The 17,071-nt window shown below is 63.8% G+C and carries 14 protein-coding genes and 1 pseudogene; 5 read left to right on the top strand and 10 right to left on the bottom strand.

The window, feature by feature from the left end:
• Positions 1 to 116: 116 nt before the first annotated feature.
• The 5 genes and pseudogenes from KDC96_RS04265 to KDC96_RS04245 all read right to left on the bottom strand — a co-directional run bounded on the left by KDC96_RS04265 (position 117) and on the right by KDC96_RS04245 (position 6,048).
• Positions 117 to 842, bottom strand: a complete 726-nt coding sequence (locus KDC96_RS04265; RefSeq protein WP_212450977.1) for a class I SAM-dependent methyltransferase — start codon at positions 840 to 842, stop codon at positions 117 to 119.
• A complete protein-coding gene (gene prfB, locus KDC96_RS04260; protein ID WP_212450974.1) occupies positions 842 to 1,969 on the bottom strand; it encodes a peptide chain release factor 2 in 1,128 nt (375 codons plus the stop codon). The genes KDC96_RS04265 and prfB overlap by 1 nt, the downstream gene beginning before the upstream one ends.
• 90 nt (positions 1,970 to 2,059) lie before the next feature.
• On the bottom strand, positions 2,060 to 2,419 hold the full coding sequence (locus tag KDC96_RS04255; protein ID WP_371815530.1) for a peroxiredoxin: 360 nt from the start codon (positions 2,417 to 2,419) through the stop codon (positions 2,060 to 2,062).
• Positions 2,420 to 2,640: 221 nt separating this feature from the next.
• Positions 2,641 to 5,126: pseudogene (locus KDC96_RS04250) on the bottom strand (penicillin-binding protein 1A).
• Between the two features lie 100 nt (positions 5,127 to 5,226).
• Positions 5,227 to 6,048 (bottom strand): N-acetylmuramoyl-L-alanine amidase, encoded by an 822-nt coding sequence (locus KDC96_RS04245; RefSeq protein WP_371815529.1) that lies wholly within the window; start codon positions 6,046 to 6,048, stop codon positions 5,227 to 5,229.
• Between the two features lie 500 nt (positions 6,049 to 6,548).
• Here KDC96_RS04245 and KDC96_RS04240 point away from each other — a divergent pair, with 500 nt between their 5' ends.
• Positions 6,549 to 9,191, top strand: a complete 2,643-nt coding sequence (locus tag KDC96_RS04240; RefSeq protein WP_212450973.1) for a ribonuclease E/G — start codon at positions 6,549 to 6,551, stop codon at positions 9,189 to 9,191.
• A 27-nt stretch (positions 9,192 to 9,218) separates the two neighbouring features.
• On the opposite strand, the gene KDC96_RS04235 is transcribed toward KDC96_RS04240, so the two are convergent.
• The 3 genes from KDC96_RS04235 to KDC96_RS04225 form a co-directional block, all read right to left on the bottom strand.
• The gene (locus KDC96_RS04235) at positions 9,219 to 9,854 is read right to left on the bottom strand and encodes a class I SAM-dependent methyltransferase (RefSeq protein ID WP_212450971.1); all 636 of its coding nucleotides are present in this window, start codon (positions 9,852 to 9,854) and stop codon (positions 9,219 to 9,221) included.
• 89 nt (positions 9,855 to 9,943) lie between these two features.
• Positions 9,944 to 10,666 carry a hypothetical protein gene (locus KDC96_RS04230; RefSeq protein WP_212450969.1) on the bottom strand — a complete coding sequence of 241 codons (723 nt, stop codon included), beginning with the start codon at positions 10,664 to 10,666 and terminating at the stop codon, positions 9,944 to 9,946.
• Between the two features lie 29 nt (positions 10,667 to 10,695).
• On the bottom strand, positions 10,696 to 11,247 hold the full coding sequence (locus KDC96_RS04225; RefSeq protein ID WP_212450967.1) for a hypothetical protein: 552 nt from the start codon (positions 11,245 to 11,247) through the stop codon (positions 10,696 to 10,698).
• Between the two features lie 320 nt (positions 11,248 to 11,567).
• Between KDC96_RS04225 and KDC96_RS04220 the strand changes: the two genes are divergently transcribed.
• Positions 11,568 to 12,587: a phosphoribosylglycinamide synthetase gene (locus KDC96_RS04220; protein WP_212450965.1), complete on the top strand. Its 1,020-nt coding sequence runs from the start codon at positions 11,568 to 11,570 to the stop codon at positions 12,585 to 12,587.
• A gap of 79 nt (positions 12,588 to 12,666) precedes the next feature.
• Here the strand turns inward: KDC96_RS04220 and KDC96_RS04215 are convergent, their stop codons facing one another.
• On the bottom strand, positions 12,667 to 13,401 hold the full coding sequence (locus tag KDC96_RS04215; protein ID WP_212450963.1) for an SDR family NAD(P)-dependent oxidoreductase: 735 nt from the start codon (positions 13,399 to 13,401) through the stop codon (positions 12,667 to 12,669).
• 270 nt (positions 13,402 to 13,671) lie between these two features.
• Here KDC96_RS04215 and KDC96_RS04210 point away from each other — a divergent pair, with 270 nt between their 5' ends.
• The 3 genes from KDC96_RS04210 to zapE are packed head-to-tail and all read left to right on the top strand — an operon-like array spanning position 13,672 to position 16,041.
• Positions 13,672 to 14,451 (top strand): succinate dehydrogenase iron-sulfur subunit, encoded by a 780-nt coding sequence (locus tag KDC96_RS04210; protein ID WP_212450961.1) that lies wholly within the window; start codon positions 13,672 to 13,674, stop codon positions 14,449 to 14,451.
• Between the two features lies 1 nt (position 14,452).
• Positions 14,453 to 14,917 carry a PaaI family thioesterase gene (locus tag KDC96_RS04205; protein WP_212450959.1) on the top strand — a complete coding sequence of 155 codons (465 nt, stop codon included), beginning with the start codon at positions 14,453 to 14,455 and terminating at the stop codon, positions 14,915 to 14,917.
• Positions 14,917 to 16,041, top strand: a complete 1,125-nt coding sequence (gene zapE / locus KDC96_RS04200; protein ID WP_212450957.1) for a cell division protein ZapE — start codon at positions 14,917 to 14,919, stop codon at positions 16,039 to 16,041. The genes KDC96_RS04205 and zapE overlap by 1 nt, the downstream gene beginning before the upstream one ends.
• Here zapE and KDC96_RS04195 read toward each other — a convergent pair.
• Positions 16,038 to 16,931, bottom strand: a complete 894-nt coding sequence (locus KDC96_RS04195) for a crotonase/enoyl-CoA hydratase family protein (RefSeq protein WP_249171916.1) — start codon at positions 16,929 to 16,931, stop codon at positions 16,038 to 16,040. The genes zapE and KDC96_RS04195 overlap by 4 nt on opposite strands.
• Positions 16,932 to 17,071: the final 140 nt, after the last annotated feature.

Here is a 17,071-nt window from a genome sequence, read left to right as displayed (position 1 = left end):
CCTAGCACCGCGCATTGACGAGGAAAAGAGCGCATGGCGAGCCGATCGCCAAGCCGGGATAACTCGGTTGCCCGCGCGCCCGGTGCAACCTGTTGACAGAGAACGGACCTGCCCGACTACCCGTCTGAGCCGCCGTTGCTGCAAACCTTGATCGCACCGGGCTCCGTGCGTGCATCCCCGCGCGTGAACCGCGCGATATAGCCACGAATGTCGGGTCGCTCGATGAACTCGACCAGCTCGAACCCGATCGCGTCGAATTCGCAGAACAGCAGCGCGGGCGGGATGCCGTGGCGGTTCACCGGGCGATCGACATCGACGACGATGATCTGCCCCTGTTCGTTCAGCGCGGGCCACAGGCGCCACAGGAACGCGTAGGGCTCGGTGACTTCGTGGTACATGTGCACCAGGAAGATGCGATCGAAACTGTCGACCGGCAGCTGCGGATCGTCGGGCTGGCCAAGCTTGATCGAGATATTCTCGAGCCGCTCGCGATCGATCCGCTGGCCGAGCCGCTGCAGCGCCTCGCGATCGATGTCCTGCGCCAGCACACGCCCGTCTTCGCCCACCCGCGTCGCGAGCCGCACGGTGTAATAGCCCTCGCCCGCGCCGATATCCGCAACGGTCATGCCGCTTTCGATATTGGCGACGTCCATCACCACCTGCGCCTCGTTGCGTTCGTCGCGGGCGTCTTCGTTGGAAAACTGGTTCGAGATGATGTCGGCGACCGGGCGGTCGGGCTCGGGAAATTCGAGCGCGGTCGCTGGCCGGTCGCTGGGGGGATCGAAGCGGTCGCAGCCCGTCAGAGCGAGCAGGAGAACAGCCATCGCGCCACGCAGCAGCATTATTCGACGTCCTCCACCTCGACCGTTTCGCCCGTGACGCGCTGCGCCAGCGCGGCGGAAATGAATTCGTCGATCGCCCCGTCGAGCACCGCGTCGGGAGAGCTCGACGTCACGCCGGTGCGCAGGTCCTTGACCATCTGATATGGCTGCAGGACGTAGGAACGGATCTGGTGCCCCCACCCGATCTCGCTCTTTTCCTGATACTCGCCGCTCGCTGCGGCCTCGCGCTCGGCCATTTCACGCTCGAACAGCCGCGCCTTGAGCATGTTCATCGCGGTGGCGCGGTTCTTGTGCTGGCTGCGATCGTTCTGGCTCGCGACCACGATCCCGGTCGGCTGGTGGGTGATGCGCACTGCGGAATCGGTGGTGTTGACGTGCTGTCCGCCCGCACCGGAGGCGCGGTAGGTGTCGATCCGAAGGTCGGACGGGTCGATCTCGATCTCGAAATCGTCGTCGATCACCGGATAGACCCACACCGAACTGAACGATGTGTGCCGCCGGGCCGAGCTGTCATACGGGCTGATGCGCACGAGCCGGTGCACGCCGCTTTCGGTCTTGGAATAGCCGTAGGCGTTCTCGCCCTTGATCAGCAGCGTCGCCGACTTGATACCGGCGGCATCGCCCGCCTGGTATTCGACCGTTTCGACCTTGAATCCGCGTCGCTCGGCCCAGCGCGAATACATCCGCAGCAGCATCTCGGCCCAGTCCTGGCTCTCGGTCCCGCCCGCACCGGCATGGATTTCGAGATAGGTGTCGTTCGCGTCGGCCTCGCCCGACAGCAACGCCTGCACCTTGTCGGCATCGGCACGGTCGGCGAGTTTCGCGAGGCTTTTCAGTCCATCCTTGACGACGCTGTCCTCGCCCTCGGCCTCGCCCAGCTCGATGAACTCGATCGCGTCGGCCATCTCGGTGGAGATTTCCCGCACCGTGTCGACGGCGGTCTTGAGCGTCTTTTGTTCGCGGCTGACAGCCTGCGCTTCCTTGGGATCGTCCCACAAGGTCGGGTCCTGCACCCGCGCATTGAGTTCATCGAGGCGCCGCAGGGCGCGCTCCCAGTCGAGCGACTGGCGCACCAGGCCGAGCGCTGCTTCGATCCGGTCGATATGGGCTTGGGCCTCGGCCCGCATAGTGCATCCTTCAAACAGGTTTCGCCGCCCCGATTAGCGCGGGGCGGGCGATTGTAAAGCGCGCGGGGGCGGCTCGTCCCCCTCGCGGCGCTATCTGGAAAGCGCTCTGACCGCCGCGAGCGTGCGCTTGACGTGGTCGCGATAGTCGCTGTTGGAATAGACCATCGCGATCCGACCGTCGCGGGCGATGACGTACGACGTCCGGCTTGCCAGCCCCGACGCGCCGAGCGCGACGTCGTAATCCGCGATCACCTTCTTCGACGCCACGCCGACCGGGAAGGCATCGCGACATTCCTCGCGGCTGAAACGCTTGAGGGTAGCGATATCGTCGTTCGACAGGCCGATCACGCTGGCTCCTGCGGCACGGAACTGCGGCATGGCTTCGGCAAAGGCGTTCGCTTCGAGCGTGCACCCCTGCGTGAATGCCTTGGGGTAGAAATACAAAACCACCGGCCCTGGGCGAGCGCGGTGCGGAGCGAAAACCACATCTCGGAGCCGCCTAGCGCTGCGCGGGTGGTGAAGGCCGGGGCCTTCTCCCCCGTTGCGAGCTGGGCCAGGGCCGGACCTGCCGTGCCTGCAAAAAGCACGAGGATGGCGACGAGCAGACTGGCGATCTTTTTCATGGGAGAGAAACTTTCCTCAATTCGACCGGTTCCGGTTCGCGCCGCCGATCAGTAAATTCCGCCCTGCTCTTCGACGAAATCGCTGGGCTGTCCGTCGCTGCTTTCGACCCGGCGGTTCTGGCCCTGGCGCCGACTGGCACGGATCAGCTCGAGAATTTCGTCGCGCTTGGCGGCAATCTCGTCCTGCCGGGTCGAGCGGTCGGGCTCGGTATCGGGCTTGAACGCCTCCCAGATGATCGCCGACTTCGGATCGTCGGACGGCCAGCCATCGAACACCCGCTTGCCGCTGCGACGATCGACCCGGACCATGCGGATGCCTTCAGGCGCTATGGCGGGCAAATCGCTCCACCGGTCGCGCGAACTTTCGATCAACTGCTTGAAGATCGGAGCCGAAATGGTACCGCCGAACGCATATCCGCCCATGTTCCGGGGCGTATCGAACCCGACATAGACGCCCGCCACCATCTGTTGCGTGCCACCGACGAACCACACGTCTTTCGGGCCAGACGTGGTACCGGTCTTGCCGAACAGCGGCAGGCCGAGGCCGTTGAGCACCGTCGCGGTGCCGCGTGAAACCACCCCTTCGAGCATGTGCATCGTCTGGAACGCGGTCCGCGCGTCCATCGCCTGCCGACCCTTCAGGCCGAGCCGTGGCATCGCGCCGCCGTCCCATTCGGGCATACTGCAGCCGTTGCAGGCCCGTTCGTCGGCGCGCCAGATCACCTTGCCGGTCCGGTCCTGTACGTAATCGATCACCGTCGGGGTGTTGAGCCGCCCGTGATTGGCCAGCGCCGAATAGGCGGCAACCATCTTCATCACCGTGGTTTCTTCCGAGCCCAGCGCAGTCGCGGCGTAGGGATCGGGATCGTCGCTGATCTCCATCCGCTTGATCGTGTCGACCACGTTCTCCATCCCGGCCTGCATGCCGATCTGGACAGTCATGATGTTTTGCGACTGCTCCAATCCGTAGCGCATCGGAAACTGCCCGGCGCGCCCGCCGCGAATGCATTTCTCGCCCAGTTGGCGGCCCTGATAATAGCAGAACCGGGTGTTATCGATTTCGGTCGAGGGGTCATGCCCTGATCGAGCCCGGTGGCGTAGATGAACGGCTTGATGGTCGATCCCGGCTGACGCATGGCCTGGGTCGCGCGGTTGAAATCGGACACGCGGTAATCGAACCCGCCCTGCATCGCCAAAACCTGGCCGGTCTGCGGATTCTGCACGACCAGCCCGCCCTGCGCTTCCGGAATGGTGCGCACGCGCCAGCCATTCCCGCTCGGGCTGGCAGCGATGACGTCGCCCGCCTTGAGCTGGTTCGGCAGATTGGTGAGCGGCGCCTCTTCGCCGCTCGCGAAACCGATCGTCGCGGCGGAACCGTTGCGCTGGGTGACGACGCCGACGCGCCAGTCCTTGTATCGGATGCCGATCGGCGAGCTTGTAAGCTGCCCGGCCCAGTTTCCTTCCCCGACATCGATAGTCGCGATCGGACCGGACCATCCGCGCGAACCGTGATAGCGCAACAGCCCGTCGCGCAGCGCGTCGCGCGCCGCTTCCTGCAGTTCGGGATCGAGCGAGGTGCGCACCCACAGCCCGCCGGCATAGACGCTGTTCGGACCGGCTTCGGCGGTCTCGCCGAATTTCTCGATCAATTGCCGCCGGACTTCCTCGAGGAAATAGCCGGCATCAACACTGCGTTCGGTGCGCTGGGTGACAAGCCCAAGCGGCATCGCGGCGGCGGCAGCGCGCTCGCTTGCGCTGATGAAACCGTTTTCCTCCATCTGCGCCAACACGAAATCGCGCCGTTCGATTGCCGCCGCTTCCTCGCCCGCGCGACCATAGCGCTCGGGCGCCTTGGGCAGGATAGCGAGGAAAGCCGCTTCGTGCAGATCGAGTTCGCCCACATCCTTGTCGAAATACGCACGCGCGGCAGCCTGCACCCCAAAACTGCGCCGGCCGAGCGGAATTTCATTAAGATACAGCTCGAGGATTTCCTCCTTGCTCAGCACCTCCTCGATGCGCCCGGCGAGGATCATTTCCTTGAGCTTGCGGGTTACCGAATATTCGTCGCCGAGCAGCAGAATCTTCGCGAGCTGCTGCGTGATAGTCGAGCCGCCTACAGCGCGGCGTGTGCGCGCAGGGTTGAGGTAGTCGATCACGGCGTTCGCCGTCCCGGCGTAGTCCACCCCGCTATGGCTGAAGAAGGTCTTGTCCTCGGCCGAAAGATACGCCTGCACCAGTTGCTCGGGAAAATCCGCATATTGCAACTGCACCCGCCGCTCGCGGGCGTAGGAATGAATGATCTCGCCGTCGATCCCTCGCACCACGGTCGGCAGCGGCGTCTGGTAATCGATCAACATGTCCGCTTCGGGCAGGTCGTTTGCCAGCCACATCCAGCCAATCGTCAGGAGCGCCGCGGCACCGATCACCGCAACCGCCAGCAGTTTGAACAGCCAGCTCGAACGCCATCGCTCGCGGAACCACGCGAGCGCTGCGGACAGGTCGCGGTTCACGCGGTAACGGAAATAGGACGACATCGGATAGGCGGTGGTATCGGTCATTGCGGCGTCGATCTACATCGGTCCACGGGCCGAGGCTAGGCTCTTTCCAATCCAGAGCAGGAATGGGGCCGGACTGCTACGGATCCGCATCGCTGTCGCTCCGCCGGGCGAAATAGACCCTGATCGCGCGAGCAAGGACGCGGGCGTAGATCGCCCGACCCTCCGCAGTGGTCAGCCGCGCGCGGTCCGCCTGGTTGGTGACGAATCCGCTTTCGAACAACACTCCCGGAACGTCGGGCGCGCGCAGCACCGCCAGCGCGGCGGACCGCCGGGCCTGCGGATGAAACGCGAGGCTTCCCTCGCCTTCGCGCAGGATCAGCGCCGAAAATTCGGTCGCATCCTCCTGCGTCTGCTGTTGCGACAATTCGACCAGGATCGCGCTGACATTCTCGTTCTGGCCTTCGATCGCGATACCGTTGAGCCGGTCGGCGTTGTTCTCGCGCGCGGCGAACCGGGCGGCCGCTTCGCTCGAAGCCTCGTTCGAAAGCGTGTAGATGCTCGCCCCGGCAACATCGGCGCGTTCTCCGGCGGAATCGGCGTGTATCGAGAGAAACAGGTCGGCATCGAGCAACCGTGCGATTTCCGGTCGGTCGGCCAGCGGCAGGATCCGGTCGTCGCTGCGAGTGAGCGCAACACGGATACCGCCTTCGCGCAGCAACTCGTCGCGCAGCGCCAATGCCAGCGCGAGGACGATGTCCTTTTCCTGCACCCGTGCTCCGCTTTCGCTCTCTCCGACAGAACCCGGATCGCGACCGCCGTGACCGGCATCGATCACGATCAAGGGGCGATCGCTGTCGTCCGGTCCCTCGACCGCCGGGAGATCGGGGCCCCCACCCTCTTCTCCCAACATGAAACGCAGCACGTAGTCGCGACCCCATTCGGGTACGGGTATGGTCACCCCGAGGGCGACAGCCCCCCGACGATCAGTGCCGGAACGGCGAGAACTAGGAGCAGGAGCGTACGGAGGCTCATCTTGAACCGGGCTTAGGATGTTGCGTGATACAAGCGCAATACGGTTGCGGCATGAAACCCACGGTGCTAGCGCTGTTTTCGGAGAACTCTTCGGCCTGTGGGCACGCTGCCCGGTCGAAAGCTCCGTTTCTCGCGGCTCCCGGCAATCGCCAAAAGGGGCCAATTAACAGGTTGATGCAGTGACGAGACGCTTTTCCTCGCAGATTTGCGCGCCAGACCCACGGGGCACTGGCGAGCTTGCGAGCCGAAGCGCGGCGACAGGCCGCAATCTTGCCACAGCAGACACGAATATCGCAGGCTCCTCGGTCACACGGCGAGATGCGAAGGCAACAAACGGCGCGGTGATTTCACCCGTCATCATTTCACAAAATATGCACCCTCGCAGTCGGCCTCAGGCCCTGCGACCTGGTGCTTGGAGAACATTTAATGGCAACGCGCATGCTAATCGATGCGCGCCACTCGGAAGAAACCCGGGTGGCGGTGCTCAAAGGCAACCGGATTGAGGAATTCGATTTCGAATCTGCCGAACACAAGCAGATCAAAGGCAATATCTATCTCGCGAAAGTAACCAGGGTCGAACCGTCGCTGCAGGCGGCGTTCGTCGATTTCGGCGGCAATCGCCACGGCTTTCTCGCCTTCAGCGAAATCCATCCCGATTATTACCAGATCCCACAATCCGATCGCGAACAATTGCTCGCCGAAGAGGCAGAGGCCGCCGAAGAAGAGGCGCGGCTCAGAGCGGAAGAGGAAGACGAGGGCATCACTCCCGGCGACGAATACGACGCCGACGAGGAAAGCGCGGAGGCGCTGGCCGAAGATCTGGCCGAAGACGGGCTGGAGGAAATCGACACTTCCGAAAAGGACAAGGTCGCCACGATCGAGGACGGCGAGTCCGACGACGACAGCGACGACGACAGCGACGACGACGACGACGATTCGGACGACGATAGCGACGACGACGAACAGGCCGACGATGACGGTGATTCGAAGCCGCGGCGCGGCCGCCGCGGGCGCGGTCGCCGTCGGCAGGGCAAGGACAAGCCGAAAGGTCGCAGCCGCGCCAAGGAAGTCGACGAAGTACGCGCCAAGCGCATGGCGCTGCGCCGCCGCTACAAGATTCAGGACGTCATCCAGCGCCGGCAGGTGCTGCTGGTGCAGGTCGTCAAGGAAGAGCGCGGCAACAAGGGCGCGGCGCTGACCACCTATCTCAGCCTCGCCGGGCGCTACACCGTGCTGATGCCTAACAGCTCGCACGGGGGCGGTATCAGCCGCAAGATCAGTTCGGCCAACGACCGCAAGCGGTTGAAGCAGGTCGTCTCCGATCTCTCGCTGCCCAAGAGCATGGGCCTGATTGTTCGCACCGCCGGGCTGAGCCGCAACAAGACCGAGATCAAGCGCGACTTCGATTACCTGGCGCGGCTGTGGGACGAAATCCGGCAGACCACGCTCGGCTCGACCGCGCCTTCGCTGATCCATTCGGACAGCGACCTGATCAAGCGTGCGATCCGCGATATCTACAATCGCGACATCGAAGAGGTCGTGGTCGAAGGCGAGGAAGGCTACAAATCGGCCAAGGCGTTCATGAAAATGCTGATGCCCAGCCATGCGCGCCGGGTGAAAGCCTATTCCGATCCGGTTCCGCTGTTCCAGCGCTATGGCGCCGAAGACCAGCTGCGGGCGATGTACGATCCGATGGTGCAGCTCAAATCGGGCGGATACCTGATCATCAACCCGACCGAGGCGCTGGTGTCGATCGACATCAACTCGGGCCGCTCGACCAAGGAGCACGGGATCGAGCAGACCGCGCTGCACACCAACCTCGAGGCCGCGCGCGAGATCGCCCGTCAGTTGCGGCTGCGCGACATGGCCGGTTTGGTGGTGATCGACTTCATCGACATGGAATACAATTCCAACATCCGCAAAGTCGAAAAGGCGATGAAGGATGCGCTCAAGTCCGACCGGGCGCGCATCCAGGTCGGGCGGATTTCGGGCTTTGGCCTGATGGAAATGAGCCGCCAGCGGCTGCGCACGGGGGTGCTCGAGGCGACCACCCGCGAGTGCCCGCACTGCGACGGCTCGGGCCTCGTCCGCACTGCTTCTTCTGCAGGCCTCTCGGCCCTGCGTCTGATCGAGGACGAAGCCGCCAAGGGCAAGGGCACGATCATCAGGCTCGCCGCCAGCACCGAAGCGGCGGTCTATCTCCTCAACGAGAAACGCCACGACCTGGTCGAGATCGAGCAGCGATACGGCGTGTCGGTAGAGGTCGTGCCCGAAGGCGAGGATGAAGGCGCGAAGATGAGCGTCTCCAGCAACGGTCCGCGCCCGTCCGAACGGCCCAAGTTCGAAGCGATCGTCGATGACGACGACGATGACGAGGATGTGCCCGAAGAGGACTTCGGCGAAGACGAAGACGACGCTCCGAAGAAGAAGAAGCGCCGCCGCAGGCGCGGTGGTCGCGGTCGCACCAAGAAGCGCCAGGATGAGGGCGCCGAAGACGACGCCGACGATTCCGACGACGATAGCGACGACGAAGGCGACGACGATAGCGAAAGCCATCGCGCCTCCGACGACGAGAACGGTGCGCCCAAGAAGCGCCGCCGCCGACGCGGCGGACGCGGACGCCGCCGGAAGGATGAGGATTCGGAAACGGTCAGCGAAAAGCAGGCCGAAGCGCTTGAAGAGGTGTCCGAGCAGGTCAAGGAGGACATGACCGTCGTCGCCGGCCCTGACGACGCTCCCGAAACCGCCGAGGCCATGGCCGAAGAGACTCCCAAGCCGAAGCGCAAACGGGCTCCGCGCAAGAAGAAGGTCGAGGAAACCGAGGCGAAAACCGCCGAGGAAGCACCGGCCGAGGAAGCGGAAGCGGAAGCTGAAAAGCCGAAGCGCAAGCGCGCACCGCGCAAGAAGAAGGTCGAAGAGACCGAGGCTGCGGTGCAAGACGCCGAAACCGCTCCGAAGCCGGCGAAGAAGGCAAAATCCGCAAACGACGACAATGGCGGCGAACCGACAGGCGATGACGCCGACGGGAAGCAGCGCCGCGGCTGGTGGCAGCGGACCTTCGGGGAATGATCGCGTGAGCGCGGGCCGGGCGGTGGCTTACACCCCCGGCTTGCGCGCCACGCCCCACTCGTTCCAACCGGCGAATCTCGGAGTCTTCGGCAGATAGCCCTGCCCGAGCGGCTCGACCTCGAACCCCGAACCGCGAAATGCCGAACCGATCGGGCGCGTCAGGTGGCACCCGCCTGCCAGCGGTTTCCAGTACGGCTCGATCCGGTCCTGCCATTTCGCCACGTCGGCATCGGGCGCGCGTCCGTGTTCGAGGAACAGCGCCTGCCCGCCCGGCTTCAGGATGCGCCGCATTTCGGTCAGGACCAGTGCCGGATCCTCGACCGAGCACAGCGTGAACGTGCACACCACCGTATCGAACGACCGGTCGGGATAAGGGATCGCCTCGCCAAACCCCTGCCGGATATCGACGCGCCAGCCCTTGGCTCGCGCCGCCTTTCTCGCGGCCTCCAGCAAGCCTTCGTGCGGATCGATCCCGGAATAGCTCTCCACGGCCGCGGTATCGTAGAATTGCTGGTTGATGCCGCCGCCGCAGCCCAGTTCGAACACATCACCGCGCGCCAGCGGGACGATCTGCGCACGGCGCTTGAGCACTTGCCCCTGGCTGCATGCACAGGTGACGAGCCGCGGCATGAGATGCGCATCGTACCACTGCTTCAAGCCCATGCGCGCCATCTCCTCCGCGCCGACTCCGCCGAGAGATTAGCCCGTGCCGGGACGAATGCCACGCTCTTTTTTGGAACGGTGCCGAACCGCTAGGCCCGATGTCCGGACGCCTGCAGGATCGAGTCGCGGATTTGCCGCATGTCGCCTTGCAATTCGTCGGCGCGCTCCGCCTCGGACAGCGTCGACCAGCGGCTCAGCTGCGGCATGCTCAGCCCGACCCTCAGGGTCCCGCCCCACCCTTCCTCGAGCCGCACGCATTTGACCGGCTGCCCGAGCCGGACACCGTCGAGCGCCATCCGGCGATGCACCTGTTGCGCTGCGTCGAATGTGCGCAGGTTCGGCAAGGCGCTGACATCGAGCGTGGCGAGCGTACGCATCTCGATCGGACAATGCGCCACGTCGGCGCCCTCACCCGGTGTCACCAACCGCGCCCCGAGCGGTTCGAGCAGGTGTTCGGCGAGCGCGTGCTCGAATGCCGCGATCATCGCCTCGACCTCGCTCATGGGAATGTGCTGAAAGCGCTCCAGCTCGAAGATCGCCGCCTCGAGCCGCAGCGCCAGCGAAGGATTTCCGCTGTCGGGCAACCGCTCGACACCGGCCCATTCGCGCGGAAATTCGGCGCGGCGGAAGATCGTGGCAAAGCCTTCGGGCAGCGCATGCGCGCTTTCCACCATGCCGGGCGGTAGCAGCGCCCAGCCATTGAAGGGCGGCGCACCGATAAACTTCGAACCGGTCATCAGCACGATGCATCCTTGCGCGAGATATCCCGCCACCGCCTCGCTTGTGATCCGCGCCTGACAGGCATCGACCACGAATGTCGCGGTCGTGGAATAGCGTTCGATCAGGTGCGAGAGATGTTCCCCTTCGGCAACACCAATCCGGTCTTCGATCCGTGCACGCAGTGGACGAGACTATGTTTGGCCTCGCGCTTTGCCAGTTCGATCTCGCGCGCCATTTCCTTTGCAATATCAGAGGAAGAGCGCGCCACCCCGCGCCCGCAGCGTACGGGGATATCGACAAGGCTGATGGGGCCCAGCCCGGCCACATCGCGCGCGGGCTCGACCGCGATCCCGAGCGCCGTCTCGTTCGCGAAGTAGCGTCCGTGCGCCGAGTGGATGCAGCCGCTGCCGATCTCGTCCGCGCCCAGCAGGATGTTGTGGATACCTCCCGGCGCGCGCTCACGGACGGCGGCGAGGGCGACATATTCGAGATCGGTGCCCGACGGGGCGAACGCCACCTGCGTGCCGCGCGGCAGGCCGTAAGCCGCTGGAATTCTTTGTGCGATTTGCCCGAGCCAATCGTCGTAGCGCAGCGAAGCAACGTCCAGCGCGAGCAGGTGGGCGAAGGCATCGACCGAAATATCGCTGACGGTGGACGACGAATAGGCCAGCACGTCGCGCGGATAGGGGGCCGACAGATAGGTGTTGAGCCCGCGAGCCCGATCGAGCGCAATGCGGGCATCCCCTCCGGCCGCAAGAGCGGCGACGAGCGCCCGTGAGCGATCATCGGTGATGAAGTCGCTGCGCGGGCGATCGAAGGACGGACATGTGTTAATCAGCGAACCTGTCCTCGAAAATGATGTAGTGCGACCCGATTGCCGCGCGCCCTAGAGCAAGGCGCGCGCCGCTCCAACTGCAAAATCCTGCTGGCGCCAAAGCGCGACGCGCTCTACATCGCGCCGCAAACCAGAACATCCGCTGAACCTGGAAACCCATGACTCAGGCACTCACACCGCTGCGTATTCCCGACGAGGCGAAGAAGCGGCTCAATATCCTGTTCATCGCCAAGAACGCGCTGTGGAAGGGGGACATCCACCCGGAGGACGGCAATCACGCGGTCTATCACCGCGAAATGCGCGAGGTGCTGGAAGGGCTTGGGCTGAAGCTGACTCTGTCGCAGACCCACGACATCCTGTTCGATCCGCCCAAGGATATCGATTTCGTCTTTCCGCTGCTCAACCGCGCGGGGTTCTTCAACTCGGAAATGCTCGTCCCGCTGCTGTGCGAGCGCGCCGGTATTTCCTATCTCGGTGCCAACCCGATCCTGCGCGGCCTGTCCGACGACAAGCACCTCGCCAAGCGCGCCGCGCGCGACGCCGGCGTGCCGACCGCGCCCTGGGCGTGCTACCGCAAAGGCGCACCGGTGACCGAGGACAAGTGTCCCAAGGCCGATCGCTACGTCATCAAGCCGAACAATTCCTCGGCCAGCTGGGGGGTCGAGGACGCTTACGACTGGGACGGGGTGAAAGCGGCGGTGGAGCGAATCCACAACGATCCCGCCAATGGCGGGCAGGACGCGATCGTCGAACCGTTCCTGACCGGCAGCGATGTCGAAGTGCCGGTGGTGACGATCAACGGCGAGCCGCAGGTGCTGCCGATGCTGATCTTCCGCCAGGCCGACCCTTCGCATCTGCGCACCTATTACGAGAAGCGCGATCTCGTTGATCGCAGCCAGAAATACTCGCTCGATCCGTTCGAGAACCCGGAAATGGCCGCGCGGATCGACGAGCTGACCCGCAAATGCTGGGAAGAATACCGCCCGTTTGATTACGGCCGGTTCGAATTTCGCGTGAATGAGGAAACCGGAGATGTGCAGTTCCTCGAGCTCAACCTCAACTGCAACCTCTGGTCGCAGAAGGTGTTCGGCCGCTCGGCAGTGATGGCCGGGTGGACGCAATCGGACCTGATCGAGACGATCGTGGCCGAGGGATTGCGGCGGCACGGTTTGGTATGAACTTGGCCCACCCCAACCCTCCCGCGAGCGGGAGGGGAGCGAGACTTGCCAGCTTGCTGGCTAGTCGCAGCGGGGTGGGCTAAGCTGGCACCACCTCGCCCTTGAAATCGAACACCCTTCCACTTTTTTCCGGTCCAACCCCGGCCAACACGTCCAACAAATTCGCCGCCGCCTCGCCCGGTTTGGTCAGCTGCCCGTCGGGCAGGTTGGACTGAAACGGATCGGACAGCGCGCTGTCGACCGTGCCGGGATGCAGCCCGACCACGACGCCCTGCCGGTGCGTCCGTCCCATCTCCAGTGCGAAGTTCTTGAGCAGCATGTTGAGCGCCGCTTTCGACGCGCGGTAGGAATGCCATCCGCCCAGCCCGTTGTCTGATATCGAGCCCACCCGCGCCGACAGCGCGGCGAAAACGAAGCGCTCGTCGCGCGGCATCAGCGGGAGAACATGCTTGGCCACCATCGCCGGGCCGATCGTGTTGAGCGCGAACACTTCGGCCATCGCATTGGGATCGAGCCGCTTGAACGTGCGCTCGGGACCGGTGCCGTTTGCGAGTGTCAGTACCCCGCTGGCCACGATCACCCATTCGGGCGGCGCATCCTTCATGCTTGCCGCTGCATCTGCAATCGAGGCCTCGTCGGCGAGATCGAAGGCGAGCGGGACAAATGCCGTGCCAACCGGCTCCATCCCGTCGCGCGATCCGGCATATATCGTCTCGCACCCGCGCTCCGCCAACGCATGGCACAGCGCCTTGCCAATCCCGCCCGTGCTGCCGAACACCGCCGCGCGACGCGGCCATTTTCCTACATCGCTCATGCCGGATACAGCGTTGCAGATGAGCTAAGGTTCCGAATTCGTGTTGGAGAAGTGTCAACTTCACATTTCTGTTCCAACTCGCTGGAGAAACGAGAAAATTGCTCCGGAATCGAGGATGACACTGTGTCAAGTGTGTCAACTTGGCGCCGAACGCGAATGGGCGGGTTGTCGCGCGAGCAATGGCCGTGCCCAACTACTCAACACCGCGTGGCTTGCCTCACATGACCAAGCCGCTAGATAGGTCGCAAACCAATACGGGATCACATATCAATGGCAACTTTCACCCTTCCTGCGAACTCGAAGATCAGTGGCGCCGGCAACGTCTACAAGGCGTCCGGTGGCCGGGTGAAGAGCTTCAAGATCTATCGCTACGATCCAGACAGCGGCAAGAACCCGCGCTACGACAAGTTCGAGATCGATCTCGACGAGTGCGGCCCGATGGTTCTCGATGCGCTGTTCAAGATCAAGAACGAGATCGATCCGACGCTGACCTTCCGCCGCTCGTGCCGCGAGGGGATCTGCGGATCCTGCGCGATGAACCTGAACGGCAAGAACGGCCTTGCCTGCACCACCGCGATCGAGGACCTGAAGGGCGAAATCCGCATCACTCCGCTGCCGCACATGGACGTGATCAAGGATCTGGTGCCCGATTTCACGCATTTCTACGCGCAATACGCCTCGATCCGCCCGTGGCTGCAAACCGTCAGCCCGACCCCTTCGGGCAAGGAGCGGCTGCAATCGCCCGAACAGCGCGAGCAGCTCGATGGCCTCTACGAATGCATCCTGTGCGCGTGCTGTTCCACCTCATGCCCATCCTACTGGTGGAACAGCGACAAGTTCCTTGGCCCGGCGATCCTGCTCCAGGCCTATCGCTGGCTGGCCGACAGCCGCGACGAGATGACCGGCGAGCGGCTCGATCAGCTCGAGGACCCGTTCCGCCTGTATCGCTGCCACACGATCATGAACTGCGCGAATGTCTGCCCCAAGGGCCTTTCTCCGGCCAAGGCGATCGCCGAAACCAAGAAGATGATGGCCGAACGCGCGATCTGACGTGGCGCTTTCGGAGGACGTCTTCGACCACCGTCCCGACCCGGACCATCCGGGCTGGCACCACTGGAATCTCAAGGACGATTCGCTGTTCAACGGGGCGGTGATGGGCAAGCTCATTACGCGTCGTGAGGGCGACAAGTGCCGGCTCCGGATGTTCCCCGAGCGCAAGCACGAAAACCTGCAAGGCATTATCCACGGGGCGGTAACGCTCGGCCTGATCGATATCTCGATGTTCACGACGATGCACGTCGTGGGTACGGGTAACGCGGGCCCATCGGTCACGCTCGAGCTTTCCACGCAGTTCATCGGCGGCGGCGATCCCGCGCGCCCGCTAGACGCGGTGACCGAGATCATGCGCGAGACCGGCAAGCTCGTGTTCGTGCGCGGCGAGGTCGTGCAGGACGAGGATCGGGTCGCGGCCTATAGCGGGATCATTCGCAAGTTCGTGCCGCGCACAGGTGCCTGATGGGCGGGATGCTCGCGCGCTATGAGGACCTGATCGCCGACGGTCAGCTGAAACCCGATCCGGCCCAGCGCGACGCTGCGGTGCGGCTGCAACGGCTTCAGGACGAGTTGGAAAACTGGGGGCCGCCCAAGCGGCGGTGGTACGAGCGATTTGTCGGGACCGCTGCCTCCACACCCGATCCGCGCGGGGTCTATATCTGGGGCGGCGTCGGGCGGGGAAAGTCAATGCTGATGGACCTGTTCGTCGAAACTCTCGACCTCAAGCAAAAGCGGCGGGTGCACTTTCACGCCTTCATGCTCGAAGTCGATGCGCTGGTGACCGAGGCACGCAAGGCGGAGCGCGAGCATCCGCTGCTATCGGTAGCGCTGGGCATGGCGGACAAGACGCGATGCCTCGCGTTCGATGAAATGGTCGTCACCAATACCGCCGATGCGGCGATCATGGGGCGGTTCTTTACCACGCTGATGGAGAGCGGGACGGTGATCGTCACCACCTCCAACCGCCCTCCCCGCGATCTCTATAAGGACGGCCTCAACCGCTCGCTGTTCCTGCCCTTCATCGAGCTGGTCGAGCGGGAAATGGACGTGCTCGAGCTGAACGGCCCGCTCGATTACAGGCTTGAGCGGATCGGGGGCCTGGCGACCTGGCACACCCCGCTCGGCGATGCGGCGACCGAGAAGGTGCGCGAGGCGTTTTTCCGCCTCACCGACTTCGCGCCCGAGGATGCCGAGCACGTGCCGTCGCTGGAACTCGACCTTGGCGGCGGGCGCAGCATGCATGTGCCCAAGGCGCTCAAGGGCGTGGGCGTGTTCAGCTTCAAACGACTATGCGCCGAGAACCGCGGGGCGGCGGATTACCTCGCCATCGCGCGCGGATTTCACACGGTAATCGTGGTCGGCATCCCGGTCATGGGTCCGGAAAACCGCAACGAGGCGATCCGTTTCACCAAGCTGATCGACGCGCTGTACGAAAATCGGGTGAAGCTGTTTGTCACCGCTGCGTCACGTCCCGACGAACTCTACCCGTCGGGCGACGGCAGTTTCGAATTCGCGCGCACCGCGAGCCGTCTCAACGAAATGCAAAGCGACGCCTACATGGCTCTCGGCCACGGAGAACAGGGCTAGGCAGCAGCGATCCGGTCCGCAACGCGGCCTTGCGCGGCGACGAGCCGGCTCATCACCTTGAGATCCTGCTCGCGCAGCTGCAACGCGGTGTCGGCCCACATCTCGGTAATACGGTTGAGCTCATCCAGTTCGAGATTCCAGACCTGCTTCATCGCCCGCCGCGATCCGACCAGGCCGGCGTGGCGACGCTCAGACCGCTTGATGAAATCGCGCGTTGCGTTGATCCCGTCGCCCGGCTCGGCGATCGCGTGGACGATCCCCATCTCGTACATCTGTTCCGCCGTAAACGTCTCGTTCGAAACGATGATACGGTCTGCCATCGCGCTTCCGAGCTTGCGCGCCAACAGCGCATGCGCACCCATTCCGGGGTACAGGCCGAACATGATTTCGGGCAGGCCGAAAGTCGCCTGCCGCTCGGCCACGATGTAATCGAACGACAGCAGCGCTTCGAACCCACCGCCGAGCGCCGCGCCCTGCACCAGCCCGATGGTCAGCATCGGGATGCCGAGCGTGCGAATGTTGCGATCGAGGATCGCGCAGCAACGATGGCCGTAATTGACCAGCCCGTCGCGGTTTCCTTCGCGGATCAGTCGCTGGAAAAGGTCGAGATCGCCGCCGAAGCAGAATACATCGGGCGAACGGCTGCCTAGGACGAGATAGCGCAGCGGAACCTTGTCGGGTCCGAATGCCTGCGCAATCTGGGACTGCCACTCCTCGAAATCGTTGAGCAGGGCCGGAGTGAAACTCGGTCGGCCATCGGGATTCATGAAAGTCCAGAGAGTTGCCGGATGATCTTCGTAAAGAACATCGAGTTCCTGAAGATTGAATAACGTCTCCGGAACAGCAGCATGGAGCGCGCTTTCAGCGAGCAACTCAGTGTCGTCGGTCAAGGGTATTGCCGTGCTCGCCGAACTATCCATCCAATTACTCTCCGATGCGACCCGACTTCAAACGCAAATAAACATTAGCGATGGAAGTCCCCCTAGCCTTTTGGCTTCGTTTCATCGGAATCTAGGCGACACTGGCGAGC

Source organism: Erythrobacter sp. JK5, from assembly GCF_018205975.1.
Lineage (GTDB): Bacteria > Pseudomonadota > Alphaproteobacteria > Sphingomonadales > Sphingomonadaceae > Erythrobacter.
Note: the sequence above shows the minus strand (reverse complement) of the source record. Positions and strands in the feature narration are given on the sequence as shown.